At 73.3% G+C, this 26,793-nt stretch carries 26 protein-coding genes and 1 tRNA gene; 10 read left to right on the top strand and 17 right to left on the bottom strand.

Annotated features, from left to right (window positions below; genetic code table 11):
* Positions 1–9: 9 nt before the first annotated feature.
* Genes ACN260_RS29080 through ACN260_RS29090 form a run of 3 tightly spaced genes read right to left on the bottom strand, consistent with a single transcriptional unit; the run spans position 10 to position 2,720 of the window.
* Positions 10–1,434 (bottom strand): PP2C family protein-serine/threonine phosphatase, encoded by a 1,425-nt coding sequence (locus ACN260_RS29080; RefSeq protein WP_422753958.1) that lies wholly within the window; start codon positions 1,432–1,434, stop codon positions 10–12.
* Entirely contained in the window at positions 1,431–1,919 is a 489-nt protein-coding gene (locus ACN260_RS29085; RefSeq protein ID WP_088645730.1) for an FHA domain-containing protein FhaB/FipA, read from the bottom strand. Before ACN260_RS29085 ends, ACN260_RS29080 begins: the two co-directional genes overlap by 4 nt.
* 6 nt (positions 1,920–1,925) lie before the next feature.
* Positions 1,926–2,720: an FhaA domain-containing protein gene (locus ACN260_RS29090; RefSeq protein WP_088645731.1), complete on the bottom strand. Its 795-nt coding sequence runs from the start codon at positions 2,718–2,720 to the stop codon at positions 1,926–1,928.
* Between the two features lie 228 nt (positions 2,721–2,948).
* On the opposite strand from ACN260_RS29090, the gene ACN260_RS29095 reads away from it, so the two are divergent.
* The 4 genes from ACN260_RS29095 to ACN260_RS29110 all read left to right on the top strand — a co-directional run bounded on the left by ACN260_RS29095 (position 2,949) and on the right by ACN260_RS29110 (position 5,802).
* Positions 2,949–3,034, top strand: a tRNA-Leu gene (locus tag ACN260_RS29095).
* Positions 3,035–3,098: 64 nt separating this feature from the next.
* Positions 3,099–4,220 carry an NAD-dependent epimerase/dehydratase family protein gene (locus tag ACN260_RS29100; RefSeq protein WP_422753959.1) on the top strand — a complete coding sequence of 374 codons (1,122 nt, stop codon included), beginning with the start codon at positions 3,099–3,101 and terminating at the stop codon, positions 4,218–4,220.
* Entirely contained in the window at positions 4,217–5,023 is an 807-nt protein-coding gene (locus ACN260_RS29105; protein WP_363789992.1) for a WecB/TagA/CpsF family glycosyltransferase, read from the top strand. The genes ACN260_RS29100 and ACN260_RS29105 overlap by 4 nt, the downstream gene beginning before the upstream one ends.
* A 158-nt stretch (positions 5,024–5,181) precedes the next feature.
* The gene (locus ACN260_RS29110; RefSeq protein ID WP_422753960.1) at positions 5,182–5,802 is read left to right on the top strand and encodes a hypothetical protein; all 621 of its coding nucleotides are present in this window, start codon (positions 5,182–5,184) and stop codon (positions 5,800–5,802) included.
* On the opposite strand, the gene ACN260_RS29115 is transcribed toward ACN260_RS29110, so the two are convergent.
* The 3 genes from ACN260_RS29115 to ACN260_RS29125 all read right to left on the bottom strand — a co-directional run bounded on the left by ACN260_RS29115 (position 5,770) and on the right by ACN260_RS29125 (position 7,394).
* On the bottom strand, positions 5,770–6,168 hold the full coding sequence (locus ACN260_RS29115) for a hypothetical protein (protein ID WP_422753961.1): 399 nt from the start codon (positions 6,166–6,168) through the stop codon (positions 5,770–5,772). The two genes, ACN260_RS29110 and ACN260_RS29115, sit on opposite strands and share 33 nt — an antisense overlap.
* Positions 6,169–6,321: 153 nt before the next feature.
* Positions 6,322–6,543, bottom strand: coding sequence for a DUF397 domain-containing protein (locus ACN260_RS29120; protein WP_091253343.1), 222 nt, complete (start codon positions 6,541–6,543; stop codon positions 6,322–6,324).
* Complete coding sequence (locus tag ACN260_RS29125; protein WP_422753962.1) at positions 6,513–7,394, bottom strand: helix-turn-helix domain-containing protein; 882 nt, start codon at positions 7,392–7,394, stop codon at positions 6,513–6,515. The genes ACN260_RS29120 and ACN260_RS29125 overlap by 31 nt, the downstream gene beginning before the upstream one ends.
* 638 nt (positions 7,395–8,032) lie before the next feature.
* Here ACN260_RS29125 and ACN260_RS29130 point away from each other — a divergent pair.
* Positions 8,033–8,317 carry a hypothetical protein gene (locus ACN260_RS29130; protein WP_088645737.1) on the top strand — a complete coding sequence of 95 codons (285 nt, stop codon included), beginning with the start codon at positions 8,033–8,035 and terminating at the stop codon, positions 8,315–8,317.
* A 101-nt stretch (positions 8,318–8,418) separates the two neighbouring features.
* Complete coding sequence (locus ACN260_RS29135; RefSeq protein ID WP_422753963.1) at positions 8,419–8,976, top strand: hypothetical protein; 558 nt, start codon at positions 8,419–8,421, stop codon at positions 8,974–8,976.
* A gap of 10 nt (positions 8,977–8,986) precedes the next feature.
* On the opposite strand, the gene ACN260_RS29140 is transcribed toward ACN260_RS29135, so the two are convergent.
* Together ACN260_RS29140 and ACN260_RS29145 are read right to left on the bottom strand one after the other, a co-directional pair.
* On the bottom strand, positions 8,987–9,715 hold the full coding sequence (locus tag ACN260_RS29140) for a PASTA domain-containing protein (protein WP_422753964.1): 729 nt from the start codon (positions 9,713–9,715) through the stop codon (positions 8,987–8,989).
* A gap of 144 nt (positions 9,716–9,859) precedes the next feature.
* On the bottom strand, positions 9,860–10,546 hold the full coding sequence (locus ACN260_RS29145; protein ID WP_422753965.1) for a PASTA domain-containing protein: 687 nt from the start codon (positions 10,544–10,546) through the stop codon (positions 9,860–9,862).
* Between the two features lie 114 nt (positions 10,547–10,660).
* On the opposite strand from ACN260_RS29145, the gene ACN260_RS29150 reads away from it, so the two are divergent.
* Positions 10,661–12,004 carry a hypothetical protein gene (locus ACN260_RS29150; RefSeq protein WP_422753966.1) on the top strand — a complete coding sequence of 448 codons (1,344 nt, stop codon included), beginning with the start codon at positions 10,661–10,663 and terminating at the stop codon, positions 12,002–12,004.
* Positions 12,005–12,115: 111 nt separating this feature from the next.
* On the opposite strand, the gene ACN260_RS29155 is transcribed toward ACN260_RS29150, so the two are convergent.
* Positions 12,116–13,594, bottom strand: a complete 1,479-nt coding sequence (locus tag ACN260_RS29155) for a glutamate--cysteine ligase (RefSeq protein WP_422753967.1) — start codon at positions 13,592–13,594, stop codon at positions 12,116–12,118.
* A 233-nt stretch (positions 13,595–13,827) separates the two neighbouring features.
* A complete protein-coding gene (locus tag ACN260_RS29160; protein WP_088645742.1) occupies positions 13,828–14,406 on the bottom strand; it encodes a YceI family protein in 579 nt (192 codons plus the stop codon).
* Between the two features lie 99 nt (positions 14,407–14,505).
* Between ACN260_RS29160 and ACN260_RS29165 the strand changes: the two genes are divergently transcribed.
* Positions 14,506–15,012: a MarR family winged helix-turn-helix transcriptional regulator gene (locus tag ACN260_RS29165; protein ID WP_422753968.1), complete on the top strand. Its 507-nt coding sequence runs from the start codon at positions 14,506–14,508 to the stop codon at positions 15,010–15,012.
* Positions 15,013–15,218: 206 nt separating this feature from the next.
* Here ACN260_RS29165 and ACN260_RS29170 read toward each other — a convergent pair whose 3' ends face one another.
* The 3 genes from ACN260_RS29170 to ACN260_RS29180 all read right to left on the bottom strand — a co-directional run bounded on the left by ACN260_RS29170 (position 15,219) and on the right by ACN260_RS29180 (position 20,792).
* Positions 15,219–17,828: an ATP-binding protein gene (locus ACN260_RS29170; protein ID WP_422753969.1), complete on the bottom strand. Its 2,610-nt coding sequence runs from the start codon at positions 17,826–17,828 to the stop codon at positions 15,219–15,221.
* 124 nt (positions 17,829–17,952) lie between these two features.
* A complete protein-coding gene (locus ACN260_RS29175) occupies positions 17,953–19,101 on the bottom strand; it encodes an acyl-CoA dehydrogenase family protein (protein ID WP_422753970.1) in 1,149 nt (382 codons plus the stop codon).
* A gap of 158 nt (positions 19,102–19,259) precedes the next feature.
* Positions 19,260–20,792 (bottom strand): acyl-CoA carboxylase subunit beta, encoded by a 1,533-nt coding sequence (locus tag ACN260_RS29180; RefSeq protein WP_422753971.1) that lies wholly within the window; start codon positions 20,790–20,792, stop codon positions 19,260–19,262.
* A 208-nt stretch (positions 20,793–21,000) separates the two neighbouring features.
* Here ACN260_RS29180 and ACN260_RS29185 point away from each other — a divergent pair, with 208 nt between their 5' ends.
* Positions 21,001–21,570: a snapalysin family zinc-dependent metalloprotease gene (locus tag ACN260_RS29185; RefSeq protein ID WP_422753972.1), complete on the top strand. Its 570-nt coding sequence runs from the start codon at positions 21,001–21,003 to the stop codon at positions 21,568–21,570.
* A gap of 166 nt (positions 21,571–21,736) precedes the next feature.
* On the opposite strand, the gene ACN260_RS29190 is transcribed toward ACN260_RS29185, so the two are convergent.
* Complete coding sequence (locus tag ACN260_RS29190; protein ID WP_422753973.1) at positions 21,737–22,651, bottom strand: hydroxymethylglutaryl-CoA lyase; 915 nt, start codon at positions 22,649–22,651, stop codon at positions 21,737–21,739.
* A 178-nt stretch (positions 22,652–22,829) separates the two neighbouring features.
* Complete coding sequence (locus tag ACN260_RS29195) at positions 22,830–23,039, bottom strand: hypothetical protein (RefSeq protein ID WP_422753974.1); 210 nt, start codon at positions 23,037–23,039, stop codon at positions 22,830–22,832.
* Positions 23,040–23,433: 394 nt separating this feature from the next.
* On the opposite strand from ACN260_RS29195, the gene ACN260_RS29200 reads away from it, so the two are divergent.
* Positions 23,434–24,303 (top strand): hypothetical protein, encoded by an 870-nt coding sequence (locus ACN260_RS29200; protein ID WP_422753975.1) that lies wholly within the window; start codon positions 23,434–23,436, stop codon positions 24,301–24,303.
* 46 nt (positions 24,304–24,349) lie between these two features.
* On the opposite strand, the gene ACN260_RS29205 is transcribed toward ACN260_RS29200, so the two are convergent.
* Together ACN260_RS29205 and ACN260_RS29210 are read right to left on the bottom strand one after the other, a co-directional pair.
* Positions 24,350–25,687, bottom strand: a complete 1,338-nt coding sequence (locus ACN260_RS29205) for an acetyl-CoA carboxylase biotin carboxylase subunit (RefSeq protein WP_422753976.1) — start codon at positions 25,685–25,687, stop codon at positions 24,350–24,352.
* 103 nt (positions 25,688–25,790) lie between these two features.
* Positions 25,791–26,405, bottom strand: a complete 615-nt coding sequence (locus ACN260_RS29210) for a TetR/AcrR family transcriptional regulator (protein ID WP_363649744.1) — start codon at positions 26,403–26,405, stop codon at positions 25,791–25,793.
* Between the last annotated feature and the right edge of the window lie 388 nt (positions 26,406–26,793).

A 26,793-nucleotide genomic window follows, 5' to 3' on the forward strand; every position in this document is an offset into this window, starting at 1 on the left:
AGCCGACGGTCACTCGGGCGACCGGCAGCCCGCCGGGTCTCCGGCCGGCGGAACCGCGTCGGAGACCGAGGCGTCGGGTGTGGTGGGCGGCGTGGGAGTGCCGGTGGCGCCCGGGACCCCGGTCACGCCGGGGCTGGGTGAGCCCGGGACGGCCGGTGCCGACGGGTTCGCCGGCACGGGTGAGCCGGTGACCAGCGAGGGTACCGGCGGGCAGACCGGCTTCAGGTTCGGGTTGGTCGGGTCGTCACTGGTCAGTTCGGCCAGCCGGCGCAGCGCGTCCGGTCGGCTCTTGGCCTGGATGCCCTGCTTGACCTGCTCCTGGGCGGCCAGGGTGAGATCGTCGAGCTTGGCCTGGCTGGTCGAGTGCACGCTGGACAGGTCGAGGCCGGCCACCTGGCCGGGGACCCCGCGGAAGACCGCGAGCTGCCCGCTGTCGGTCGCCCCGACGTAGTACTGCCGCTGGGTGTAGCTCCAGCCGGCGAAGAGGCCGCCGCCGAGGATGACCAGCAGGGCCGCCAGCATCGCCGCGGTACGCAGCGGCCGGCGCGGGCGTTCCGGGTCGTCGTCCCGGTTGGCCGCCGGCTCCTCCGGCGCGGGCGGGCGCGGCGCGGACAGCGCCGAGGCGCGGGCGGCCGGGGTCGAGTCGTCGGCGGCGGTGGCCATGCCCCGGTCCCGGGCCGCGGCCCCGCCGACGATCGGGCTCGCCTCGACGATGTCCTGGTCGGTGGCGTCCGCGATGATCACGGTGATGTTGTCCGGGCCGCCGCCGCGCAGGGCGAGCTGCACCAGCCGCTCGACGCACTGCTGCGGATCGGTGTACTCGCGGAGGCTGTCGCCGATGGTCTCCGCGCTGACCACGCCGGAGAGGCCGTCGCTGCAGATCAGGTAGCGGTCGCCCGGCAGCACCTGCCGGACGCTGTACTCCGGGTCGATGTCCCGGCCGTCGAGGGCACGGGTGAGCAGCGAGCGCTGGGGGTGGCTGCTCGCCTCCTCCGCGCTGATCCGCCCCTCGTCGACGAGCATCTGGACGTAGGTGTCGTCCTTGGTGATCTGGGAGAACTCACCGTTGCGCAGGAGGTAGGCCCGCGAGTCACCGATGTGGACCATGCCGAGCTTGCTGCCCGAGAAGAGGGTCGCGGTGAGCGTGGTGCCCATCCCCTCCAGCTGCGGGTTGGCGTCCACCGTGTCGCGGAGCTGCTGGTTGGCGGTGCCCACGGCCGATCGCAGCGCGTCGACGAGCGCGTCCCCCGGGACGTCCTCGTCGAGCGGCGCCATGGCACCGATGACGATGTTGCTGGCGACGTCACCGGCGGCCATGCCGCCCATGCCGTCGGCGACGGCGAGTAGCCGCGGCCCGGCGTAGACGGAGTCCTGGTTTCCGTCTCGGATCAGACCGCGGTCGCTGTGGGCCGCATAGCGCAGGGTCAGAGTCATGGCCGTAATTCGAGAGAGGTGCGGCCGATACGGATCGGCACGCCGAGGGGGACGGGGGTTGGTCCGGTGACCTTAGCGCGATCGAGGTACGTGCCGTTAGTCGAACCGAGATCCTCGACGAACCACTGCCCGTCCCGGGGCACCAGCCGGGCGTGCCGGGCGGAGGCGTAGTCATCGGTGATGACGAGGGTGGAGTCCTCGGCACGGCCGATGGTGATCTGCGCTTCGCCGAGGGTGATCCGGGTGCCGGCGAGTTGGCCGGCGGTGACCACCAACTGGTGGGCGGCGCGGCCCCGTTTCACCTTCGCCGGCTTCGCCGCCTGCTGTTGGGTGGAGGCCCCGACCGCGCGCGGCGCGGCCACCAGCCGCCCCGACCGGGCACCCGCGAAGAGATCCCGACGGATGACACCGACCACCGTGAACACGAAGATCCACAGCAGGATGAGGAACCCGAACCGGGCGACGGTGATGACGAGTTCCGGCAAGGCGGGTCAGCCGTCCACGCGGAAGGTCAGCGTCGTGGTGCCGAGCTGGATCATGTCGCCCGGGTTCAGGGCGACGGCCGAGACCCGCTGGCCGTTGACCATCGTGCCGTTGGTCGACCCGAGGTCGGTCAGCACCACCTGGCCGCCGTCGAAGTCCAGCCGGGCGTGCCGGCGGGAGATCCCGACGTCGGGCAGGCGCAGGTTGGCCTGGTCGCCCCGGCCGATCACGGTCGAGCCCATCTGCAACGGATAGGTACGGCCGTCACCGGAGACCAGCCGGACGTTGCGCGCACCGCCGCCGTGGCCGGGCGGCGGGCCGTAGCCGCCCCCCTGGTCGTACGACGGGTAGGCCGGCGGACCGGGGTCGTAGCCGCCCGGGGAGGAGACCGGAGCGACCTCGCCGCCGGTGTAGACCTCGGCGGTGACCCGGAACATGCCGGTGTCCAGCCCCTCGCCGCGCTCGACCTCGACGATCACGTCGCCGTAGACCGTCCACGCCTGCTCGCCGATGAACTCCGCCTGCGACTGGGCCAGCTCCTGGGCCAGGGCGGCGGCGTACGGCGCCAACCGGCTGTGGTCGTACGGGGAGAGATCGATCACGTAGCGGTTCGGCACCAGGGTGCGGCCACCAGCGAGGATGGCCTTGTGCGCCTCGGCCTCCCGCTGCATGGCGTTGAGGATCTCCACGGGGTGGACCACCCCTTTGAAGACCTTGGCGAAGGCCCCTTCTACCAGGCCTTCCAGACGCTTCTCGAAGCGTTGCAGCACGCTCACCGGCTCCTCCTCGGGTCCCGAGGACATGATGGTATCTGGACGGCGCGCATGCAGCTCGCGCGCCGCTCGGCCACCGCGCGGCGGCCCGTTCGGAGCGGCCCTCCGGACCGTGCTACTCTTTCGTCCGCCACGAAGGGTGACCGCTCGTAGGAACGGTAACCGGTCGAGGCGAGACCGCAGGACCGGGTAGGATGTTCCGGGCCCGCCGGAGACGGCGGGTTCGACGCGAACTACGACGTTCGAGGGTCGTGCCACGGGGATGTGGCGGAATGGCAGACGCGCACGGTTCAGGTCCGTGTGTCCGAAAGGACGTGGGGGTTCAACTCCCCCCATCCCCACCACCAGACGAGGGCTCCGCAGTAGCGGGGCCCTCACTTCGTATCGGGGCGTACCGGACGTCAGGCTATGCTCCGATGGTTTTTTCCAGCCTCCTACCTTGACCAGGAGTGTCGTGTGAGTGTCGCGTTGGTGACCGGGTCGGGCGGTCTGATCGGTTCCGAGGCGGTCCGGCACTTCGCCGGGCTCGGCCTGGACGTGGTCGGCATCGACAACGACATGCGGCAGGAGTTCTTCGGCGCCGAGGCCTCGACCGCGTGGAACGTACGGCGGCTGACCGACGAGCTGGGGTCGGCGTACGCGCACCACAGCATCGACATCCGCGACCGGGACACCCTCGGCAAGCTCTTCGCCCGGTACGGCCGGGACATCGCCGTGGTGATCCACACCGCCGCCCAGCCCTCGCACGACTGGGCGGTGCGGGACCCGTTCACCGACTTCGACGTCAACGCCGGCGGCACCCTCAACATCCTGCAGAACGTGCGGGAGCACTGCATCGACGCGCCGGTGATCCACTGCTCGACGAACAAGGTCTACGGCGACCGCCCCAACAGCCTGCCGCTGGTGGAGCAGGAGACCCGGTGGGAGATCGAGCCGGGGCACCCGTACGAGCAGGGCATCCGCGAGGACATGTCGATCGACGCCTGCCTGCACTCGGTCTTCGGGGCCTCCAAGGTCGCCGCCGACGTGATGGTGCAGGAGTACGGCCGCTACTTCGACATGCGGACGGCCTGTTTCCGGGGCGGCACGCTGACCGGCCCGGCGCACTCGGCGACCGAGCTGCACGGCTTCCTCGGGTACGTGATGCGGGCCAACATGGAACGCCGCACCTACAAGATCTTCGGGTACCAGGGCAAGCAGGTGCGCGACGCCATCCACAGCTCGGACGTGGTGTCGGCGTTCGAGGCGTTCTTCCGGGAGCCGCGCTCGGCGGCGGTCTACAACCTGGGCGGCGGCCGGCACTCCAACACCTCCAACCGGGAGGCGTTCGCCCTGGCCGAGGAGATCACCGGCCAGGAGATGATCACCGAGTACGTCGACGCGAACCGGATCGGCGACCACAAGTGGTGGATCGGCTCGAACGAGGCGTTCCAGGCCGACTACCCGGGCTGGAAGCAGGTCTACGACGTACCCATGATCATGCGGGAGATCTACCAGGCCAACGTCGACAAGTGGGTGCCGGGGGCATGACCGGGCAGGGCAAGCGGAACGTCCTCGGCGTCCTGGTCGACGCCACCGACTACGCCTCGGCGACCGAGCAGGTGGTCGCGGCGGCCCGGGACCGCCGGCCACTGGCGCTGACCGCGCTGGCCGTGCACGGCGTGATGACCGGGGTGCTCGACCCGGCGCACAACGCCCGGCTCAACTCCTTCGACGTGGTCACCCCGGACGGCCAGCCGGTGCGCTGGGCGCTCAACCTGCTGCACCACGCCGGGCTGACCGACCGGGTCTACGGCCCGACGCTGACCCTGCACGTACTGCGCCGCTTCGCCGACGAGGGCCTTCCGGTCTACCTGTACGGCTCGACCGAGGAGACGTTGGCGAAGCTCATCCCGGCGCTGGAGCGGATGTTCCCGGCCCTGAAGATCGCCGGGGTGGAGCCGTCGAAGTTCCGCGCGGTGCAGCCCGGCGAGGACGTCGAGATCGCCGACCGGATCCGGGCCAGCGGCGCCCGGCTCGTCCTGGTCGGCCTGGGCTGCCCCCGCCAGGAGGTCTTCACGTACGCGATGCGGCCCCTGCTGGACATGCCACTGATGGCCGTCGGCGCGGCCTTCGACTACCACGCCGGCCTGCTCCGGCAGCCGCCGCCGTGGATGCAGCGGGCCGGCCTGGAGTGGTTCTGGCGGCTCGGCCTGGAGCCGAAGCGGCTCTGGCGGCGGTACGTCATCCTCAACCCGGCCTACCTGACCCGCCTGGCCGGCCAGAAGACCGGACTGTGGAAGGCCCGTCCGCCGGCCCCGGCCACCGAACGGCCGGCCACCTTCGCGGTCTGATCCGTCCACGACGGACGACCGGCCGGTACGACGACCCGGTCGGTTCCGTACCGTGGGGCCGACCGGCCGGGACCCGGCCACCCCTACGGGATGCTCCGGGGTGGGAACAGGGGCTCGTCCCGGATTCGCCGCCCGCCGTTGTGGGCAAGGCTGTGTCCATGGTTGGGCATCTCATCGTGCTGCTGTCGATCGCCGCCGTCTGGCTCGCCACCGGCGTCGTGGCGGACGGCCTCCCCCGGCTGGACCGGGCCCGCGCCCTGCGACGGCGTACCGGATGGCTGCTCGGCCTCTCCGTGGCCGGGCTCGCGCTGACCGCGACGGTGCTGGTCGCCGGCACGATCAGCGGCGGGGACACCCCGGTCGACCGGGCCGCCGGGCAGCTCCCGCTGGTGGCGGTGCCGGCGCTCGCGGTGGCCGCCTGCACGGTGCGCCGGGTGCGCAGGCTGCGGGCCGGGGCGGGCGCGTTCACCGCCGCGCCGGAGACCCCCGCGCCGTACGGCCTGCGGGCCGCCGCCGGTCACCCGTTGATCGGCCTGCCCGTGCAGGTGACCGCGCTGGCCACCCTGCCGGGCCTGTTGCGGGCCGGTGGGCTCGATCTCAGCGCCGGCAACGGGGTCACCGGGGTGGCGCTCACCGTCGGTGGGTTGGCCATCCTCGCCATCGGGGTGCGCCACGGGCTGCGGCACAACCGGCTCGCCGAGCGGACCCTGCCGGGCACCCGCCCCGCTCTGGCCGGGCTGCCCGCCTCATCGGCCGCAGCCGGCTCCCTGCACGTATAGCAGTTCCAGGATCGCCCGGGTCGCCTCGAACCACCGGTCCAGCCAGCCGGGCGGCGGGACGCTGCCCTTGGGCGGCAGTTCCAGCAGCAGGCCCCGCAGCAGCGGGTGGTCGATCAGCGGCTCGGAGGGCTCCATGGGCCAGCCGGCCGGTCGGAACGACGGCTCGGCGAACGGGCCCTGGTGGGACGAGGGCAGCGACAGGGGTCCACCGTGCTCGGACCCGGGGTAACCGTCGCGGCCCGACTCGGGGTCACCGGCACCCACCTCGGTGAGCATCGTGTCGCGCCGGGCACTGCGGTACTTCCCGCCGAACCGTTCGGTCTTGCCGGGGCCGTGGGTGAGGTTGTCTGAGCCGATCGTCGTCATCTGCGTATCGCCTGCCTCGCTCGGTTGCCGCCACCTGCGGCGGATCGTCGACCAGCGCCGTACCGAGGGGTTCAACGACCCGGGGCGGAAGTGGCGACGGGCCGGCCGGGGACTGTCCCCGACCGGCCCGCGGTCAACGCCACGCTGCGTTGGTCAGTGTTGGCCGAACGCGCCGTTCCGAGCGTCGGCGACGAAGGCGTTCCATTCCCCGGGGGCGAATACGAGGGCGGGACCTGTCTTGTCCTTCGAGTCCCGTACCCCGACCGCCCCGATCACGTACGCCACCTCGACACAGTTGTCACAGTTCGGCCCACTCTTCGAGCTCTTGAACCAGGTCGCCTGCGTCAGGTCCTCGGGGAACCTCTTGGTCGCCATTTCCACAACGGCTCCTCTGCCAGTTCTGCGATGTGTGCTATGGACTCCTCCGGCTCCCGGGCTGCTGCTCGAATGTGATCGAAGATGAAGCTGTACTTCTGTAGCTCGTCGCTCTTCTCCAGGAAGAGCCCACCCGTGGCGTTCTCCGCGTACACGACATCCGGATCAACCGATTCGGGAAAGCTGAGAATGGTGAAGGTCCCGTCCATGCCGGCGTGCGCCCCCACCTCGAAGGGCAGGACCTGCAACGTCACGTTCGGCAGTTCGGCCACCTCCACCAGCCGCCTGAGCTGGTTCCGCATCACCACGTCACCGCCCACCGGCCGACTCAACACCGCCTCATCGAGCACCACCCACAGATCGACCGGATCGTCCTGGGTCAACAACGACTGACGGCCCAGTCGGACACGCACCCGTTGTTGCACCTGGTCGGCGGTGAAGTCCGGGCGGGCCGCCTGGATCATCGCGCTGGCGTACTCCTCGGTCTCCAGCAGACCGGGCACGACCTGCTGCTCGTACGCGCGGATGGAGTCGGCCGCCGCCTCCAGGCCGACGTACGCCCCGACGAGCACGGTGCTGTAGGGGTGCCACCACCCCTTCTGCCGCGCCTCGCGGGCGATCTGCACCAGTTCCTCGCTCTCCGCGCCCACCACCCCGTAGATGCGGAGCATGTCCCGCACGTCACGGGGCGTGACGGAGGTGTGGCCGGTCTCGATCCGCGAGATCTTGGAGGCGGAACACTCCAGTTGCTCGGCGACGACCTCTATGGTGATGCCGGCACCGTCGCGCAGGCGGCGCAGCTCGGCCCCGAGCCGACGACGCCGGATGGTGGGGCTCCGCCGTTCGCTCATCGCGTCGCCCCAGGTGCCGATGACGGGGGAAGCTGGTGCCTCGCGCTCACCCGGTTACCTCCGGTCGGTCGCGCCTGCGTCCACACCCGCCGGGGGCGCGACCGACGGACGGCGGGCGATCGTTCGCGGCAAGGGGTGGAACCGGTCGTCGACCGGCCGCGGCGGGCGGAACCGCGTCCAGTGTGCCGCTCCGGAGACGGCGTGATCAAGCGCCCGGTTCACGTGTCGCCCTCACGTATCGGCAAAAGTCGACGTGCAACTTGCATCCCGCATCACACTGATGCACTCTGTCCGTATGGTTCGAGTCACTCACCGTTCCCGGTCGATTTCCCGGTGTGATCACCGCACCGGGCTCGTCCGGCCGGATGGATGCCCCGGGCCGCAGGAATCCACGAGGCCCGCCCCGGGTTGATGACCCCGCCGCTGCACGCCCGAAGGCTGCGGCGGTGGGAGCGGTAACACCCGTGAGCAGCCGGGTGATGGCCGGGTGGCGCGATCCACCACCAGCGGGTACGCCCCCGGCCAGCACCACATCGAGCACCGGCCCGCGAGGCACAACCCCGTCGCCGGACCCGCATCCGTCCCCGTTCCGCACCGACCGGCCCCGCGACGCCGGCCATATCCTCCCAGGAGCCCATGTGCTTCCCCGCTCCGGTGACGTTCTGCACGTGACCCGCGCCGCCAGTGTGCAGTTCCTCCGACCGATCACCTTCCGGGTGATCCGGGTGCTCGACTGGCCGACGTACGACGGCTGGCTCTGGCTCGACGGCTACCAGCTCAACGCCGCAGGCGACGCGGTCAGCCGCCGCTCGATCTTCGTCCAGCGGGCCGGGCTGACGCAGCTGCGGGCCGCGGCCGTACCCCGTCAGCACACCGCACGGTCGCGCCGACCGGTCAACCGCGCACCGATCGCGGTGGGCTGACTCCCCGAATACCCGGCCGGAGGGCGTGCCGCCACCATAGAATCGGTACGCCCACCCCGGCGAAGTCTCCACCCCGCGCGTATCCGGCCCCTGAACCTGGGATGGCCATGGTCTATCTGCCCGCCGCGCGGCGGCACCACAGGTCCCGCCTCAGACCCGCATTCGGGCTGCTGGCCCTGATCGGCGTGGTCCTCACCCTCGTGGTGGTGACCCGCTACCCGGCCGAGTCGGCCACCCGGCTCGCCGAGCCGGTGCCGGCCCCCGAGATCACCGTGGCCGAGTCCACCGACGCCCCGGTCACCGACGACGCCGACGGTACACAGCCCGATCCGGCCCCACCTACCGACGGGCGTACCCGCACCCCGCTCGGGGCAGACATCGGCGGGGCCGAAGACCCGCCCGGGGACGCTCCGCGGATCGAGAACGACCCGGCGACCGGGGACGACCCGGCGGCCGGTCCCGGTGGAGGTGCCGCCGCCGGTCCGGGGACCGCGCAGTCAGGCGTCGGCGGTGGCGGTGCGTCCGCGCTCGCCCAGCCCCGGAACCCGTCGGACGACCGGCAGACCGTCGCCCGGTCACTGTTCTACTCCGGCCTGCTCGGGCTGGCCATCTCCCTGGCCGGTCTGGGCATGGTGGGGGCCAGACGCCGGATGTGGTGAGCCGGGCGGGTCACCCGGTGGGGGTGGCGGTCGGGGTGGCGGTGCCGGACGGCGACGCCGACGGCTCGGCGGCCACCACCAGGGTCACCTCGTCCCCCGGCGACACCGTCTGACCCGCACCCGGATCGGTGGACAGGACGGTGCCGGGCGGCCGGTCCGACTCCCGCGTCTGCACCCGGGAGGACAACCCGAGCCGCCCCAGCAGGGTCTCCGCCGTCTCCTGGGAGAGGCCGACCAGCGGCGGCACCGGAATTCCGGCGGCCTCGGTCGTCGGCGCCGTGGTCGGTGGGGTCGTCGGCGGCCCGGTGGTCGGCGGGGTGCTGGGTGGTGCGGTGGTCGGGGCGGCGCCCGTCGTCGGCACGGCCGTCGGCGGTGGGGTCGGTGTCCTGTCCGGCGAGGTGTCCACCGCCCGCAGGACCAGCCAGATCCCCAACCCGACGAGCCCGAGCAGCACGAGCCCGAGCACGCCCAGCAGGATCGGCGTCCACCAGCGTCGGCCGCGCTGCTCCTCGGCGTACCACTCGGCCGGCTCACGCTGGTCGTTCGCCCGTGCCGGTGGCACCCCGGCCCGGCCGGACCAGACCGGCGCGTCCGTCGCACCGGGCGGCGGCGGTCCGTCGGCCGCCGGCAGCGGGCGGGTCGCGTCCACCGGCTCCTGCCGGGCGGTCGCGTCGTCGGGTGGACGGGGTAGTGGGCGGGTCGCGTCGTCGGCGGGTGGGTCCTGGCGGTCGTCGCTCATCGCACGTCCTCTCGCCACCTGGCGGACGGCGGGCGCTCGACCCACCGGGCGAGGCCCCGGGCCGGCGCGGCGGTCGTGGCACTCGCCCCACCACGGTAGCGGCCGACGCCGGTCATCACCGGTACCGGCGCGGCGACCCGCCCGTCAGGGCGTCGGCGTCGGTGTCGGCTCGGCGGTCGGCGTCGGTCGGTCACCGCAGGAGATGGCGACCTGGTCGTTCCAGTGTGCGGTCGCGTCGGCCGCAGGCACCTGGGCGGTGACCTCGCCACGGTTGCCGGTGGGATACCGGGGGAACAGGCCCACCTCGCCCAGTTCGTCGGCGGCGTCGTCGCAGTCCTCGCCGACCAGGTCCGGCACCTCGACCTCGGGTGCCGGCCCGCTGACCTCCACCCGCACGGTGGTGCCCGGCTTCACCGACGTGTCCTGGGCGGGCACGGTACGGGTCACCGTCCGGCCCGACCCGGTGCCGAACACCAGCCGCCAGCCGAGCTTGCGGTCGTGCAGGGTGTCCCGCGCCTTCTCGAAGTCGAGCCCGACCAGCCGGGGCACGGTCAGCCCGCCACCGGGGGCGGCGGGTGGCGGCGGGGTGGTGGTCCGCACGGCGGTCGGTCCGGCGGTGGTCGGCTCGTCGACCGGGGTGGACGGTCCGCTGGCCGCCGCTGCCGGGGTGGTGCCGGTCTCCGGGTCGCCGGGGTCGGCCAGCACCCACCCGACGGTGCCCCCGACGGCGGCCAGCAGGACCGTCGCCAGGGCGCCGCCGAGCAGCAGCCTGCCCCGGCCCGGCCGGTCCCGGTCCGCAGTGTCCTGTCCGGTGTACTCGTCGTCGTCCATGCCGCTCCCCCGCCTCGTCCCCGAAACGGTACCGGCCGCTGCCCAGCGGTCACCGGCCGTGCTGCGGCGCTCGTCCGACTCGCCGCCTCGACCAGGGAACGCTACAGTCCCGGCATGGCGGGACGGGGCTGGGGAGGATCGGTGCTCACCGCGCTGGGCGTCGCCGCCGGTGTGGGCGCCGCGCAGCTGGGCTTCGGCTACGGCCTGGGCATCATCAACTGGGCGCCGGCCGACGCCGGCGCCACCGAGCCGTCCTGGTTCGCCAGCCTCGCCTGGGCGACCTGGATCGCCGCCGTCTCCACCGTCGCCGGGGCGGTCTGCGCCCAACGGCTGCACGAACGCAGCGGGGACGTCGCCGCAGGTGGCACCCTGCACCGGGTCACCCTCGCGGTCGCGGGCGCGGTCGGCGCGCTGATCACCGTCCTGCTGGTCGCGGTGCCGTCCCGGGCCGCCTCCGTACCGGAGACCTTTTCGCCGCAGACCGTCGCGGCCGGCTACGCCGGGGTGGGTGTACTGGTGGGGTTGGTGGTCGCGGTCTGGGCGCTGCACTCGCGGGCCGCCGCGACGAACGTGATCGCCACCGTCGGCTGGCTGTGGTTGCTGGCCGTCGTCTCCGTCGTCGACGGGGTACTCGCCGGTCGGGGACTGACCAGCGCCCAGCTCGGCATCTGGCAGATCGCCCAGGACAGCCCCCGGTTCTGGTGGCGGGACCACCTCTACTGGCCCGGAGCACTGCTCGCCCTGGGCTCGGCCCTGCTGATCGGCGCGTCGGCCGCCCGACGGGCCGCCCGGACGCCCGAGCTGCGGCTCGGTGCGGTGGTCTCCGGGGCCGCCGGGCCGCTGCTCGTCGCGGTCGCCTACTTCCTCGCCGTGCCCCGGCTGGCCACGATCTCCCCGGCCCAGGTCTCGGCCCACCTCGTCGCGCCGTACGCGGTCATCGTCGGCGCGGCCGGTTCGGTGCTGGTGGCCTCGCTCGCCCAGCGGGCCGAGCGACGGGCCGCCGCACGGACCACGCCCCCGGTGCCGCACCCCCGCACCGGGGAACCGGACGACCTGCCGGCCGGCACCGCCGCACCCTCCGAACCAGACGACCCCGGTCGGGGGGCGGATCACCCGGCGGCCGACCACCCAGGCCCCGGCGACACCTCGGAGGTCACTCCCGGGCCGCCCGCCACCCCCGGCCCGGCGGACGACGCGGCCGGGGATGCCCCGACGCCGGTGACGGAACCCGGTGGCGATTCCCGGCCCCCGGCCGTGGGCCGGGCCCGGCCGGTCCGCCGGGGTCGCAGCAGTGCCCCGCCGGCTCCGCCGTCCGGTGCGGCCCCGGCCGGCCCGGTCACCGACCAGCGCCCCGGTTCGGCGGACGGCGGGCAGCAGGGTGTCGACCAGGGGGGTGGGCACGCGCCGACGGGACCGGGCCCGGTGCCCAAGCCCCGCACCGGACGCCGCACCCCCTGACCGGGGGACGGCCCCCGGCCGGACGTGACGCCGGGTGCCGGCCCCGCCCACCGGGTGGCCCCGCCCACCGGGTGGCCCCGCCCACCGGGTGGCCCGGTCCGTCGGGTGGGCTCAGTCCACCGGCCAGGTGTGCACCGGTTCGTTGCTGCGCTGGAGTTCGGCGTACCGGTTGGCCATGTGGCGCAGCGCCGCGTCCCGGTCCAGGTTGCGGTGGCGTTGCGCCGCCCACACCGTCTCGGTCTGCCAGACCGCCCCGTTGCGGCCGGTACGGCAGCGCTGCTCGATGATGTCGAGCAGCCGGTCCCGTTCGGCGGGGGCGACGCCGAACCGGTCCAGCCCGGTGGCCGCCTTCGGCAGCAGGGTGTCGAGGACCAGCTTGGTGACCGGCACCTCGCCGAGGCGGGGCCAGTGCAGTACGGCGTCCATGCCCCGGCGGGCTGCGGCGTGGAAGTTCTCCTCAGCGGAGCTGAAGGTGAGCTGGCTCCAGATCGGCCGGTCGGATTCGGCCAGCCCGCGCGCCAGCCCGAAGTAGAAGGCGGCGTTGGCCAGCATGTCGACCACGGTCGGCCCGGCCGGCAGCACCCGGTTCTCCACCCGCAGGTGCGGACGGCCGTTCATGATGTCGTACACCGGGCGGTTCCAGCGGTAGACGGTGCCGTTGTGCAGCCGCAGCTCGGACAGTTGCGGGACGCCCCCGGCGTGCAGCACCTCGACCGGGTCCTCGTCCGCGCAGATCGGCAGCAGCGGCGGGAAGTACCTGACGTTCTCCTCGAACAGGTCGAAGATCGAGGTGATCCAGCGTTCACCGAACCACACCCGGGGGCGTACCCCCTGGGCCTTCAACTCGTCCGGGCGGGTGTCGGTGGCCTGCTGGAACAGGGCGATCCGGGTTTCGGCCCAGAGTTGCCGGCCGTAGAGGAACGGGGAGTTCGCGCCGACGGCGACCTGGACGCCGGCGATGGCCTGGGAGGCGTTCCAGTAGTCGGCGAAGCTGTCCGGTGCGACCTGGAGGTGGAACTGGAGGCTGGTGCAGGCGGCCTCGGGGACGATCGAGTCGGTGTGCGTCCGCAGCCGCTCGACCCCCCTGATGTCAAGTTCGATGTCCTCGCCCCGGGCGCCGACGATCTGGTCGTTGAGCACCCGGTACCGCTCGTTGGTGGAGAGGTTGTCGGCCACCAGGTGCCGTTCGGTCAGGGTGGGCAGGATGCCGACCATGACGATCCGGGCGTCCGACTTGGCCGCCCGCTCGTCGGCCCGGTTGAGGCTGCTGCGCAGGTCGGTCTCGTAGTGGGCGAAGCCGGCCCCCTCGATCAGCCGGGGTGCCGCGTTCAGTTCCAGGTTGAACTGTCCCAGTTCGGTCTGGAAGAGCGGGTCGGCGATGGCGGCGAGGATCTCGTCGTTGCGCATCGCCGGTTCGGCGTCCGGGTCCATCAGGTTGAGTTCGATCTCCAGACCGGTCATCGGCCGGTCGGCGTCGAAGCCGAAGTCGTCGAGCATCAACGCGAAGACGTCCAGGCAGCGCCGCACCTTCTGCCGGTAGCGGACCCGGTCCTCCCGGGAGAACGCGCCCTGCTCGACGTCCCTACCCATGTTTCCTCCAGGCGTGAGACGCGCGGGACGGTGACCGTACCGGCGCGCAGTGTGAACCACCATAAGAGCGCCCACGCGCCGGGGCCAGTGCCCACCGGGTATGCGCTGTCCCGCTTTCCTACCCAGCGGCCGTCCACCAGCACCGGATGTCGCCGTCGCCGGCCAGTGACAATCCGCACGCGCAGACGCCGAGGCCCCCGCTCGCGGTGAGCGGGGGCCTCGGCGTGCCGGGCTCAGGCCTGCCGGATGGCCTCGCCCTCGATCTCGATCTTGATCTTCTTGCCGACCAGCACGCCGCCGGTCTCCAGGGCGACGTTCCAGGTCAGGCCGAAGTCCTCGCGGTCGATCTCGGTGCTGGCGGTGAAGCCGAACACGTCGGTGCCGAACGGGGTGCGGCCGACACCCTCGAACTCGACCTCCAGCTCGACCTGGCGGGTGACGCCCTTGATGGTCAGGTCACCGAGCAGGACGAACTCGTTGCCGTCGTGGGACTTCACGGCGGTGCTGCGGTATTCCAGCGTCGGGAACTGCTCGACGTCGAGGAACTCGGGGCTGCGCAGGTGGCCGTCCCGGTCGGCCTGGGCGGTGTTGATGCTGGCGGCCTGGATGGTGGCGGTGACCGAGGACTGCAGCGGGTCCTCGGCGACGGTGATGGTGGCGGTGGCGTCGGCGAACTCGCCGCGTACCTTGCTGACCATCATGTGCCGGGCGACGAAGCCCACCCGCTTGTGCGCGGCGTCCAGCAGGTAGGTGCCGGCGGCGGGGATGGTGAGGCCGTCCCAGTCGCGGGTAACCGACTCGGTGCTGGTCATGTAACTGCCCTCCGGAAGATTGTTTAGTAGCCCAACGACTGCCTGAGCAACTATAGCCGCAGCAATATTCCCCGTGTCAAGCACTGTTAGGATGGCCAGGTGGACGAGACTGTGTTCGACGACCCCCGGATCACCGCCGTCGGCCTCCTGGTCGAGGCGCACGCCGGGCTGACCGCCCGGTTCACCGCCCAGTACGAGGAGCACGGTGTCTCCGCGGTCGAGTTCGAGGTGCTGATGCGCCTGGCCCGCTCCCCCGGTAACCAACTGCGGATGACCGACCTTGCCGCCCAGACCTCCCTGTCCACCAGCGGCGTCACCCGGGTGGTGGACCGGATGGAGCGAGACGGGCTGCTCCGGCGTCGCGCCTGCCCGTCCGACCGGCGCAGTTCGTACGCGGTGGTCACCCCGGCCGGCATGCAGCGGCTGGACGAGACCCTGCCCGGCCATCTCCAGATCATCGAGCAGTGGTTCACCGGTCAGCTCGAACCCGACGCCCTCGCCGCCATGCTGGAGGGCCTGCGCCGGGTACGCGACGCCGTCCACCCGGGGGCGACCGCCGGCAGCACCGACCAGGCGCCGACCGACGAGCCGCCGTCGCGCTGCTGACCGCCCGCCAACAGGACGCCGGGACGACCGGCAGAAAAAGCGGCAGAACTCGTCGGACCCACCGGTCACAGAGCCGCCGATCGCCGCAAAACGGACGGCCCGGCTGGCTAGCCTTCATCGCGCGGGGGAGCACCGGGGGGTGCTGGCGCGAGCGATCGAGCGAGGGGTTTGACCAGGGGGCCCGTTCGCTCGCGCCACCCCCGCGTCTAGCCCAGCAGGCGTTCCTCGTCCGGCAGCAACCGGATGCCGCCGCGTCGGCACGTCTGCGCCAGCCGTTCCCGCACCTCGGCGGAGCCGGTGCTCACGGCCAGCCCGACCAGGGCTTCGACCATGTCCCGCCGGTCCTGACCGGCGGCACCGGCAGCCTCCGCCACCGCGAACCACTCCGCCGCCAACTCCCGGTCCCCCCGGTGCTGGGCCATGGTGCCCTCGATCAGCGCGCAGACCGACTCCTCCGCCCGCACCGGCCCGCCCCCGCCCGGACGCCCCCCGGCCACGCCCGCCTCCGACCGGGACCCGGGCGGTGACGGACGACCGTCGCAGCGCAGCTCGGCCAGGATCTCGGCGGCCTCGTCCAGCCGACCCGACCGGGCCAACGCCAGCCCCACCGTGCCGAGCACCCGCCGCCGGTGCCCCGGATCACCCACCCCGGCCAGCGCGGCGACCACCCGCCGGCCCTGGTCCACCGCGTCACCGTGACGGCCCTCCAACCGGGCCACCTCGGCCAGGTCGGCACGGGCCAGCAGGCGCAGCCGGGGCTCCCCGCACTGGGCGGCCAGCCGGTCCACCGCGGCCAGCCGACGCCGGGCCGCCGACAGGTCGGCGAGGCGGACCTCGTGCCAGGCCAGGTGGTGCTGGGCGACCGCCATGTCCCGGGTCCGGCCGTGCCGGGTGGCCAGGGTCAGCACCGCGTGCGCCTGCTCGGCCGCCTCGTCGTACCCACCGGTCGCGACCAGCAGGGTGCCGAGGACCGTCCGCGCCGCCAACTCCCCGGCCACGTCGGCCCGCCCGGCGAGCACCGCGAGCGCGGCACGGGCGGCCGGCAACTCCTGCGCCGCCGCGCCGTGCTCGGCGGCCAGCCGGGCCACCCCGAGCAACGCCCAGGCCCGCAGCACCGGATCGGCGTCGGCGGTACGGGGATCGGCGAGCAGCCGGCAGAGCCACTGCCGGCCGCTGACGTCCCGCCCCCGCATCCGCCACCAGCGGCTCAGCTCGGCGGCCAGCCGCAGCGCGGTGACCGGATCGTCCCCGGCGGCGTGCGCCAGCGCCGCGCCGATGTCGCCGGTCGCCTCGTCGAGCTGACGGACGGCCGCCGGCTGTCGCGCCCCGACCAGGTCCGGTGCGACACGCGTCACCAACCGGGTGATCACCACGGCGTGCCGGCGACGGACGGCGGTCAACTCGCCCCGGCCGGCGGCCTGCTCGACGGCGTACTCACGGACCGCGTCGAGCAGCCGGAACCGCAGTGGCCCGGCACCCCGGACGCTGAGCAGGCCCAACTCGACCAGCCGGTCGAGCAGCGGCACCGGGTCGACCACCACCGACGGGTCCGGGTCGTCGGCGAGCAGTTCCTCGGCCAACTCCACCGACCACCGGTTGGCGAACACCGAGAGCCGGCGCAGCGCCGCCTGCTCCCACCCGTCGAGCAGCCGGTAGCTGGTGGCGACCGCCTCGCGCAGGGTCACCGCGACCGTGGACCGGGCCGGGTCGTCGGTACGCCCCGGCGGCGCGGCCTCCCACCCCCGCCCGCCGAGATCCGGGCCGGCCAGGTCGAGCACCCGGTCGCCGTACCGGTCGAGCAGTTCGGGCAGGTCGAGGATGCGACCCCGGGCCGCCATCAGCTCGATCGCCAGCGGCAGGCCGTCGAGCCGGCGGACCAGCGCGGTGAGGGCGGGCAACTCGTCCGGGCCGGGTGGTTCCGGGCGGACCCGGGTCAGCCGGGCGGTGAACAGGGCCGCCGCCGGCCACCGGGCCAGCTCGTCCGGGTCGACCACCCCGGCGGGGGGCACCTCCAGCGGGGCCACCGGGCGGACGAGTTCGCCGGGGACACCGACCGGGTGCCGACCGGTCGCCACCACCCGCAGGGTGGGCACCGCCGCGACCAGCAGGTGCACCGCCTCGGCCACCGGGTCCGGGGCCCGTTCGACCGCGTCGACCAGCAGCAGCGCCGGGCGGCCCCGCAGCCGGGCGGCCAGCTCGGCGAGCCGGGCCGCGCCGAGCACCGCGCACGCCGCGGCGAGCACGTCGCCGGCGTCGGAGCCGGTGCCGACCAGCACCCCGGCCACCCCGCCCGGGTGGGCGTCGGCCACCGCGTGCGCCAGGGCCAGGGCGAGCGCGGTCTTGCCCACCCCGGCCAGGCCGACCAGGCTCAGCACCGGCGGCCAGCCGTCGCCGGTCAGCAGAGCGGTCAGCTCGTCGAGTTCCCGTTCCCGGCCGATCAGCTCGACCGGCGGGGGCAGCGCCATCGGCGTACCCGGGAGGTCGGGGTCGCGGGGAACGGTGCCGGCGGGTGTGCGGTGCGGCAGCCCGGCGACGCCCGGGGCGGCCGGGACGGCCACCGCCCGGCCCCGGGCGCTGGCGAGGAAGCCGGCGCGCGCCGCGCCGGTCAGGCCGAGCGCCCCGGCGATCAGCTCGGCGGTGGTGCGGTGCGGCCGGTGGGCCCGGCCGCGTTCCAGGTCGCGGACCGTCCGCACGCCGACCCCGGCCCGCTGTGCCAGGTCGGTCTGGGTGAGACCGGCGGCCAGGCGGTGGGCCCGCACCAGCTCCCCGATCGGGGTACGACCACCCGCGGGCGAGTGATCATGATCGGGGGTCATGGGCAGGAAGGGTACGGACGGGATACGACGCCGGGCAGCCCTTCGTCGGGCTACTGACGAAGGGCTGCGGATACCCGACAGAGCACCGTTCCCGCCCGGGGGCGGACCCCGTGCGGGGGTACGGTCACAGGCCCAGGTCGCGGGCGATGATCATGCGCTGCACCTCGGAGGTGCCCTCGCCGATCTCCAGGATCTTGGAGTCCCGCCAGAACCGGGCCACCGGGTACTCGTTCATGAAGCCGTAGCCACCGTGGATCTGGGTGGCCTCCCGGGCGTTGTCCACCGCGACGGTGCTGGCGTGCAGCTTGGCGATCGCCGCCTGCCGCTTGAACGGCTCACCGGCGAGCATCCGGGCGGCGGCGTCGTAGTAGGCCAGCCGGGCGGTGTGCGCCTTCAGCTCCATGTCGGCGATCTTGAACTGGATCGCCTGGTAGTTGCCGATCGGCCGGCCGAACGCCTGGCGCTCCTTCGCGTACTTCAGCGACTCGTCGACGCAGCCCTGGGCGAGGCCGACGGCCAGCGCGGCGATGGCGATCCGCCCCTCGTCGAGGATCCGCAGGAACTGGGCGAAGCCCCGGCCCCGCTCGCCGAGCAGGTTCCCGACCGGCACCCGGCAGTCGTCGAAGGTCAGCTCGTGGGTGTCCGACGCGTTCCACCCCACCTTCGAGTACCCCGGCGCGACGGTGAAGCCGGGCGTCCCCGACGGCACGATGATGGTGGACAGCTCCTTCGAGCCGTCCGGGTTGGTGCCGGTGACCGCGGTGACGGTGACCAGCGCGGTGATGTCGGTGCCCGAGTTGGTGATGAACGCCTTCGACCCGTTGATCACCCACTCGTCGCCGTCCAGGACGGCCCGGGTCTGGGTGCCGCCCGCGTCGGAGCCGGTGCCCGGCTCGGTCAGCCCGAACCCCGCGAGGGCCTCGCCGCTGAGCAACTTCGGCAGCCAGCGGGCCCGCTGCTCGTCGGTGCCGAACCGGTGGATCGGCATCGCGCCGAGGGAGACCGCCGCCTCCAGGGTGATCGCCACGCTGGAGTCGACCCGGGCCAGCTCCTCCAGGGCAAGGCAGAGCGCGAAGTAGTCACCGCCCATGCCGCCGTGCTCCTCGGGGAAGGGCAGGCCGAACAGCCCCATCTTGCCCATCTGCCGGACGATCTCGTACGGGAAGGTGTGCCGCTCGTAGTGCTCGGCGATCACCGGGGCGACCGCCTCGCGGGCGAAGTCCCGCACGCTGTCCCGCAGCGCCTCGTGTTCCTCGCTGAGCCGGAAGTCCATCGGTTCCTCCTGTACGGGTGCCGCCCCGGGCGCTCGTGACGCCGGGGACGACGGATCGGGTGGACGACCGGTCGGACCCGGTCGACGGCGGTGGCGGTAGCGGTAGCGGTGGGTCGGTGCCGACCGGTCGGGCCGGCCGGGGACGGGTCTCCCGTCGGTCAGACCGGGGTGACCCCGTGCCGTCGCCGGGAGAAGTGCCGGTCCTTGCTGCGGGCGGCGGCGAACCGGCGGACCAGTTCGGCGCGCAGCTCGTGTGGTTCGACGATCGCGTCGATGACCAGCTCACTGGCGAGCCGCACCACGTCGATGTCCCGCTCGTACTCGGCCCGCCTGGCGGCGACGAAGGCGGCCCGTTCGGCCTCGTCGGCGATCGCCGCGATCTTGTTGGCGTAGACGGCGTTGACCGCCGCCTCGGCTCCCATCACCGCGATCTTCGCGGTGGGCAGGGCGATCGTCGCGTCCGGCGCGAACCCGGGGCCGGCCATCGCGTACAGCCCCGCACCGTACGCCTTGCGGACCACCACGCAGATCTTGGGTACGGTCGCCTCGGAGATCGCGGTGATCATCTTGGCCCCGTGCCGGATGATGCCCTGCTTCTCCACCGCGCTGCCGACCATGAACCCGGGCACGTCGCTCAGGAACAGCAGCGGCACGTTGAACGCGTCGCAGAGCTGCACGAACCGGGTCGCCTTGTCGGCCGAGTCGACGAAGAGCACCCCGCCCTTGAACATCGAGTTGTTGCCGACCACGCCGACGACCTCGCCGTTCAGCCGGCCGAAGCCGACGGTCAGCTCCCTGGCCCAGAGCGCCTGGATCTCGAAGAACGAACCCTCGTCGAGCAGGCCCTTGACGTACCGACGCATGTCGAACGCCTGCCGCTCGCTGGCCGGCACCAGCGCGGCGAGGTCGGCCTTCTCCGGCGCGGCGACGGCCGGCGCGGCCGGCGGTTGCTGCTGCCAGTTGGCGGGCAGGTAGGACAGGTAGGTCCTCACCACGTCGAGCGCGTCGGCCTCGGTCCTACACAGGAAGTGCCCCACGCCGGACTCGGCGCAGTGCACCCGGGCCCCGCCCATCGCCTCCAGGGTGGTCTTCTCCCCGGTGACCATCTCGACCATCCGGTCGGAGCCGAGGTACATGCTGGCGTTGCCCTCGACCATGGCCACCACGTCGCAGAACGCCGGGATGTACGCCCCACCGGCGGCGCTCGGCCCGAACAACGCGCAGACCTGCGGGATCGCGCCGGAGGCGCGGACCTGGTTCCAGAAGATCTTGCCGGCACCCCGGGGGCCGGGGAAGAGGTCGACCTGGTCGGTGATCCGGGCACCGGCCGAGTCGACCAGGTAGACCATCGGCACGCCTGTCGAGTAGGCCCGCTCGATGATCCGGATGATCTTCTCGACGGTGCGCGCGCCCCAACTGCCGGCCTTGACCGTGGAGTCGTTGGCCATCAGGCAGACCGGACGGCCGTCGATGGTGGCGGTGCCGGTGACCACCCCGTCGGCGGGCAGCCCCTCGGCCAGGGCGTTGGCGTAGAGCCCGTCCTCGACGAAGGAACCCTCGTCGACCAGGAGGGCGACCCGTTCGCGGGCGAACAGCTTGCCCTTGCCGGCGTTCGCCGCGTGGTACTTGTCGGCGCCGCCGGAGCGGGCCCGCTTGCGTAGCTGCTCCAGTGCCTCACCGTCGAGCGTCACGCCGACCCCCTCGCCCCGCGCCTCGTGGACGCGCCCGACCGCCATGCCGCCGTGGGCGTCGTGGTGGACGCGCCGACCGGCCTGAACGATCGTTAGGTTAGCGCATCCCGGCCCCGCCCGACCACCCGACCGACTTCCGCCCTGGATATTGATAGTCAACTATCGATGTGGCTACGCTCCAGACACCCCCTCCGGATTGGAGTGAGCCATGAACTCACGCGTCAAGCGCCTCGCCGTCGCCGCCCTGGCGACGGCGACCGCGACCCTCGGCCTCACGGTCGCCAACCCCGCGCCCGCCTCCGCCGCGATGACCATCTGCTACAACACCAGCCAGGCGCCCAGCTACGCGGGCATCGCCAACCAGGCCGCGTCGATCTGGAACAACGCCACCACCAACCTGACGCTCACCGCGAACTGCGGCACCAACCTGCGGATCTACCAGATCACCGGCGGCGGCTCGTACGCCCAGCGCACCAGCCTCGGCAACGGCCGGGTCTACATCGACACCCAGCAGGCCGCCCAGTACAGCCCGCTGCGGATCATGACCCACGAGATCGGGCACATCCTCGGTCTGCCCGACAACTACAACGGCAACTGCGCGATCCTGATGTCGGGCGGCAGCGCCGGGACGAGCTGCACCAACCCGTACCCGAGCACCGCCGAGGCGAACCGGGTGAGCAACCTGTTCGCCGGCACCCTCAGCGCCAACGACCGCCGCAGCAGCACCGGCGGCCAGGTCTTCAAGGACAGCTGGCCGGGTCTGCTCAGCGTGGGCTGACCCACGACGTGACCCGACGGAGGGGCCGGCACCGCGCCGGCCCCTCCCCGCGTCTCCCGGGCCTTTCGGGGGTCGCGCGATGCCGCCACGACGGCGTCGTAGCGGCATCGGCGACCTGTCGACACCGCTACGGGGACGCAACGGAGTCGATCAACCGGGTCGTCCCTCAGCGGGCGGTCAGCCGGGTACGCGGGCCGGCCCGCAGCACCCCCGACGGCAGCCGCTTGCCGAGCAGTTCCTCGGCCAACTCGGCGACCCCGATCAGGGCGTCCAGGTCGATGCCGGTGTCGATGCCCATGTCGTGCAGCATGTGCACCGCCTCCTCGGTGGCCAGGTTCCCGCTCGCCCCCGGCGCGTACGGGCAGCCGCCGAGGCCGCCGACGCTGGCGTCGAACTCGGTGATCCCCAGTTCCAGGGCGGTCAGCAGGTTCGCCAGCGCGGTGCCCCGGGTGTTGTGGAAGTGCAGCAGCACCGGCACGTCGGGCTCCCGGTCGCGGACGGCGGTGACCAACTCCCGGACCCGTCGGGGCGTACCCATGCCGGTGGTGTCGCCGAACGCGACCCGGTCGGCACCGTCGCGGACCACCCGCTCGACGATCCCGGCGACCCGCCCCGGGTCGACGTCCCCCTCGTACGGGCAGCCGAAGCTGGTCGCCACGATCACCTCGGCCCGCGCCCCCGCACCGTGCAGCAGGTCGATCAGCTCGGCGATGTCGTCCAGCGACTCGTCGGTGGAGCGGTTGACGTTGCGCCGGTTGTGCGTGTCGCTGGCCGAGACCACCACCTCGATCTCGGTGAATCCGGCGGCCAGGGCCCGCTGCGCACCCTTCGTGTTGGGCACCAGCGCCGAATAGCGGACCCCCTCGGCCCTCCCGGCCTGCCGCCACACCTCGTCGGCGTCGGCCATCTGCGGGATCGCCCTGGGATGCACGAACGACACCGCCTCGATCCGGCGCACGCCGGTGCCGGAGAGGGCGTCGAGCAACCGCACCTTGGCCCCGGTGGGGATCGGCTCCTCGTTCTGGAGCCCGTCGCGGGGCCCGACCTCGCGGATCGACACCGCCGCTGGCATCTGACTCATGGTCACCTCGCTGTGACATCGGGTCGCCGGAGGGTGGTCCCGGTCCGCCGCCCCTCGTGGGGACGACGACCGGTGACGCCGGACGACCGGTGGTCCCCCCAGGGAACCACCTGACCGACCGCCACCGCCACGCCGCCGGGGGTGTCGGGTCGACCCGACGATCCCCTCCGGGCGGAGGTCACCGGCCCGCCCGCCCCTCCACCAGGTCGGCGGCGGCGCGCACCACCGCCGCGACCGCGCCCGCCCAGGCCACCGCGTCCTCCCGGCCCAGCACCAGCGCCATCGCCACCGCGCCCTCCGCGTACAGCGACATCGACCGCAGGTGCCGGCCCAGCCGACGAGGGTCGGGACGCGGGCACGCGCCGTCGGTCGGTCTTCCGCTTCCCATGTTCTCCGCTCCCGGGCCGCATGACCGGCGATGGCGTCTCCACCGCCGGGTGGCACGTCCGGCTCCCGTCGCACGGCCGCCGGCCGACTGCCGACGGACGTGCGGTGACGGGACCGGTCGTACGACGGGCCCAACGACCGGTCGGGCCGTGCCGCACGCCGCCGTGGCCGGGCAGCGCCGGGCGGGCGGCCAAAGTGGACCATCCGGGGACACCTGCCGGGCACCGACCGTCCGCCCCGGGCCCGGACCGTCCAACCCGGACAGCGCCCCGCCCTACCCGGACAACGACCCGGCCAGAAACTGACCACGGACACAGGCCGGGACGCCCACGATTTGGGGATGGAGGGTACGAATACCTTCCCGGGTCAGACAGCTCCGCACGAAAGGTCCGCCCATGCTCTCCGACACCAGTACGCCGACCCCGGTCCGGGGACGGCACCAGCGGCACTGGCTCGTCCCGCGCGAGCACCTGGCCGCCGGATACGCGGCCCGGTACGGTTCGCCGGCGGTGTCCGAGTACGCGCTGGCGGTCCGCGACCTGGTCGAGCAGGCCCCGGAGATCGGGGCGGTCGACACCTGGAGCAGGTTGGCCGAACGGATCTGCCGCGACCGGCCGGGCCGGGACCGGGACACCTGGCGCAAGCGACTGTCCCGGCACTTCACCACCGAGACGAAGGGCCCGCCGTGGCAGACGGTGGTGCTGGTGGTCGAGTGCACCGTCGCACCCGCCGACCGGCAGGCCACCCTGCGCCGGTTCGAACGGCTCTACGAGGCGGCCCGGGGTGAACCGCCGACGGACCGTCGACCGACCGACGGCCGGGCCCACCCGCACGGCCCCGGGGAGCAGGCGAACAGTCCCGACGGGTCGACCCCCACCACGGACGACGCCGGTCGGGTCATCGCCCAGCTCCGCTCCGAGAACGCCGTGCTGCGGCGCACGCTGGCCGCCCGGGAAGCCGAGAACGACCTGCTGCGGGCCACTATCAGGGCCACGAACCGGCCGGCCCCGAACGGACGTCCCCACCCGCCCGTCGACGGCGGCGACCACCCGCACGACCCGCCGGGACGGCAGGCGGCCCTGCCCGACGCTCCGGCGCGCAAGGACCGCAACCCGGGGCACTTCCCCGTCGGCCCGACCCCGACCAACGACGCTCCGGCCGGCCGGCACCGGCCGGCCCGGATCGACCAGGTGACCCCCCGCCTCGACGTGGTCGGCATCGCGGCGCACCGTCCGCACCTGCCCGGCGGGGTACGGCCGGCCTGACCACGGGGTCAGGGTCGACGGACCCCGTGGTCAGGCCGGGCCGGGGTCAGCGCATCCGGCCGACGATGCCGGTGTCGTAGTCGCCGGAGACGAACTCGTCGTTGGTCAGCAGCTCGGCGAAGAAGGGCAGGTTGTTCTTCGGTCCGGCCACCGCGAAGTCGGCCACCGCCGTCCGGGCCCGCTCGATCGCCTCGGCCCGGTCCGCCCCGGTGACGACGAGCTTGGCCAGCAGGCTGTCGTAGAACGGGGTCACCGTGTTGCCGGCGACGTACCCGGAGTCGACGCGTACCCCCTCGCCGGTGGGCTCCACCCAGGTGCCGATGACGCCGGGTCCGGGCAGGAACCGCTTCGGGTCCTCCGCGTTGATCCGCAGCTCGATCGCGTGGCCGCGCGGGGTCAGCGCGTCCGGGTCGAAGGTCGGTGGCAGGCCGGCCGCCACCCGCAGCTGCTCCTCGACCAGGTCGACGCCGTAGACCAGCTCGGTCACCGGGTGCTCCACCTGGAGCCGGGTGTTCATCTCCAGGAAGAAGAACTCCTGCGTGGCCGGGTCGAGCAGGCATTCGACGGTGCCCGCGTTGCGGTAGCCGACCGCCTCGCCGGCCCGCACGGCGGCGGCCAGGAACCGGGCCCGCAGCTCCGGCGACACCGCCGGGGAGGGGGACTCCTCGACCAGCTTCTGGTTGCGCCGCTGCACCGAGCACTCCCGCTCGCCGAGCGCCACCACCCGGCCGTCGGCCAGGCCGAGGATCTGCACCTCGACGTGGCGTACCCGGGGGAAGTAGCGCTCGATGAGCACCGAGCCGTCGCCGAACATCCGCTCGGCGAACGCGCGGACCTTGTCGTACTCGGTGCGCAGCGCGGCCTCGTCGGCGGCCACCGCCATGCCCATCCCGCCGCCACCGGCGGCGGCCTTGACCATCACCGGGTAGCCGATCTCCGTGGCGGCGGCGACCGCCGCGTCGAGGTCGGTGGCCGGTTCGGTGGTGCCGGGCGCGACCGGCACTCCGGCCGCCGCCATCAGGTTCCGCGCGTTGATCTTGTCACCCATCGCGGTGATCGCGTCCGCGCCGGGCCCGACCCAGACCAGCCCACGGGCCTGCACGGTACGGGCGAAGTCGGCGTTCTCCGACAGGAAGCCGTAGCCGGGGTGGACCGCCTGCGCGCCGGTGGACTCGGCGGCGGCCAGGATCGCCTCCACGTTGCGGTAGCTCTGGGCCGGGTTCGCCGGTCCCACGCACACCGCCTCGTCGGCCTCGACCACGAACGGCAGGTCGGCGTCGGCCTCCGAGTGCACCGCGACCGCACGGACGCCGAGCCGCTTCGCGGTACGGATGATCCGGCGGGCGATCTCGCCCCGGTTGGCGACCAACAGCGACTCGATCATGTTTCCTCCAGCGTCCAGGGTGGGGACGTTGCTCAGCGTCCGGGGTGGGGACGGATGCCAGGAAACCACGGTCGGGCCGGCGGCCACGAGTCGGGCGAGCGGGTCAGGAGTCGGTCTCGGCGAGCAGGGCGGCCGACGCGGCGGCCCGCAGCAGCGCCGCCCGACGCCGCCTGTCGACCTCGCCGCCGAGGAACGGGGTCGAGTTCATCAGGCCGAACGCGGCGTGCGCCAGCACCCGCGCCTCGCCGTCGGGCAGCCCCGGGTGCAGCGCGGTCAGCACGGTCACCCACTCCTCGACGTACAGCCGCTGGAGCTTGCGGATGCGGCGGCGCGGCTCGTCCGGGAGGCGGTCCAGCTCGTGCAGGTGCAGGGCGATCACGGCCGGGTTCGCCAGCGCGAAGTCGACGTGGAAGTCGATCAGGGACTCCAGCGCGCCACGCGGGTCGCCCGGACGGCTCGCCGCCCGGTCCCGGCCACCGTCGAGCAGCCCCTCGCTGACCGGGATCAGCGCGGCGGCCAGCATCGCCTCCTTGCCGGCGAAGTGGTGGTAGAGGGCGGGGCCGGTCACCCCGGCGGCCGCACCGATGTCGTCCATGGAGACCCCGTGGTAGCCGCGGGCGGCGAAGAGCCCGACAGCGATCTCCAGGATCTCGTCGCGCCTCGACCGGCGCCGGCCCGCGCTGCCTGCGCTGCCCCTAGCCTGCTGCCCCACAGTCACCTGGCAAGCGTAGACCTCGACCCGGACACCGGGGTCCCTCGGTTACCCGCGGGTTCACCAGGCGGACAGTGGCCGCCGGGCGGGGTGCCGCCGGCTGCGGCGCTGCGCGAGGTAGGTGCGGGCGAGCATCGCCCCCTCGCTCTCCCCGAGCGCACAGCGCCGTCAGCCGGGCTCGCGGTCTGCGCACGCCCTGCCTCCTCACCAGGTAACCGGTTCTTCCCCAGCAGGTTCCCCCGCCCGACGACCGCGTGTCGGGTCTACCGCCGAACTACCGCCGACCGGGCGGGGGCGCGACGCAATTGGGCGGATGTTGCGGTGTCCCGAGGCTGGGATACCGCAACATCCGCCCAAGCGCGACCCAGCCGGGCGCGACCGACCCGGCGGAGGG

Source organism: Micromonospora sp. WMMD708, from assembly GCF_049315245.1.
Taxonomy (GTDB): domain Bacteria; phylum Actinomycetota; class Actinomycetes; order Mycobacteriales; family Micromonosporaceae; genus Micromonospora; species Micromonospora wenchangensis.

Excerpts from the sequence above, each read along its gene's own strand:
- ACN260_RS29080 (WP_422753958.1), bottom strand. The coding sequence starts at position 1,434 with ATGACTCTGACCCTGCGCTATGCGGCCCACAGCGACCGCGGTCTGATC.
- ACN260_RS29090 (WP_088645731.1), bottom strand. The coding sequence starts at position 2,720 with ATGTCCTCGGGACCCGAGGAGGAGCCGGTGAGCGTGCTGCAACGCTTC.
- ACN260_RS29100 (WP_422753959.1), top strand. The coding sequence starts at position 3,099 with ATGCTCCGATGGTTTTTTCCAGCCTCCTACCTTGACCAGGAGTGTCGT.
- ACN260_RS29105 (WP_363789992.1), top strand. The coding sequence starts at position 4,217 with ATGACCGGGCAGGGCAAGCGGAACGTCCTCGGCGTCCTGGTCGACGCC.
- ACN260_RS29110 (WP_422753960.1), top strand. The coding sequence starts at position 5,182 with ATGGTTGGGCATCTCATCGTGCTGCTGTCGATCGCCGCCGTCTGGCTC.
- ACN260_RS29115 (WP_422753961.1), bottom strand. The coding sequence starts at position 6,168 with ATGACGACGATCGGCTCAGACAACCTCACCCACGGCCCCGGCAAGACC.
- ACN260_RS29120 (WP_091253343.1), bottom strand. The coding sequence starts at position 6,543 with ATGGCGACCAAGAGGTTCCCCGAGGACCTGACGCAGGCGACCTGGTTC.
- ACN260_RS29125 (WP_422753962.1), bottom strand. The coding sequence starts at position 7,394 with ATGAGCGAACGGCGGAGCCCCACCATCCGGCGTCGTCGGCTCGGGGCC.
- ACN260_RS29135 (WP_422753963.1), top strand. The coding sequence starts at position 8,419 with ATGGCCATGGTCTATCTGCCCGCCGCGCGGCGGCACCACAGGTCCCGC.
- ACN260_RS29140 (WP_422753964.1), bottom strand. The coding sequence starts at position 9,715 with ATGAGCGACGACCGCCAGGACCCACCCGCCGACGACGCGACCCGCCCA.
- ACN260_RS29145 (WP_422753965.1), bottom strand. The coding sequence starts at position 10,546 with ATGGACGACGACGAGTACACCGGACAGGACACTGCGGACCGGGACCGG.
- ACN260_RS29150 (WP_422753966.1), top strand. The coding sequence starts at position 10,661 with ATGGCGGGACGGGGCTGGGGAGGATCGGTGCTCACCGCGCTGGGCGTC.
- ACN260_RS29155 (WP_422753967.1), bottom strand. The coding sequence starts at position 13,594 with ATGGGTAGGGACGTCGAGCAGGGCGCGTTCTCCCGGGAGGACCGGGTC.
- ACN260_RS29160 (WP_088645742.1), bottom strand. The coding sequence starts at position 14,406 with ATGACCAGCACCGAGTCGGTTACCCGCGACTGGGACGGCCTCACCATC.
- ACN260_RS29170 (WP_422753969.1), bottom strand. The coding sequence starts at position 17,828 with ATGACCCCCGATCATGATCACTCGCCCGCGGGTGGTCGTACCCCGATC.
- ACN260_RS29175 (WP_422753970.1), bottom strand. The coding sequence starts at position 19,101 with ATGGACTTCCGGCTCAGCGAGGAACACGAGGCGCTGCGGGACAGCGTG.
- ACN260_RS29185 (WP_422753972.1), top strand. The coding sequence starts at position 21,001 with ATGAACTCACGCGTCAAGCGCCTCGCCGTCGCCGCCCTGGCGACGGCG.
- ACN260_RS29190 (WP_422753973.1), bottom strand. The coding sequence starts at position 22,651 with ATGAGTCAGATGCCAGCGGCGGTGTCGATCCGCGAGGTCGGGCCCCGC.
- ACN260_RS29195 (WP_422753974.1), bottom strand. The coding sequence starts at position 23,039 with ATGGGAAGCGGAAGACCGACCGACGGCGCGTGCCCGCGTCCCGACCCT.
- ACN260_RS29200 (WP_422753975.1), top strand. The coding sequence starts at position 23,434 with ATGCTCTCCGACACCAGTACGCCGACCCCGGTCCGGGGACGGCACCAG.
- ACN260_RS29205 (WP_422753976.1), bottom strand. The coding sequence starts at position 25,687 with ATGATCGAGTCGCTGTTGGTCGCCAACCGGGGCGAGATCGCCCGCCGG.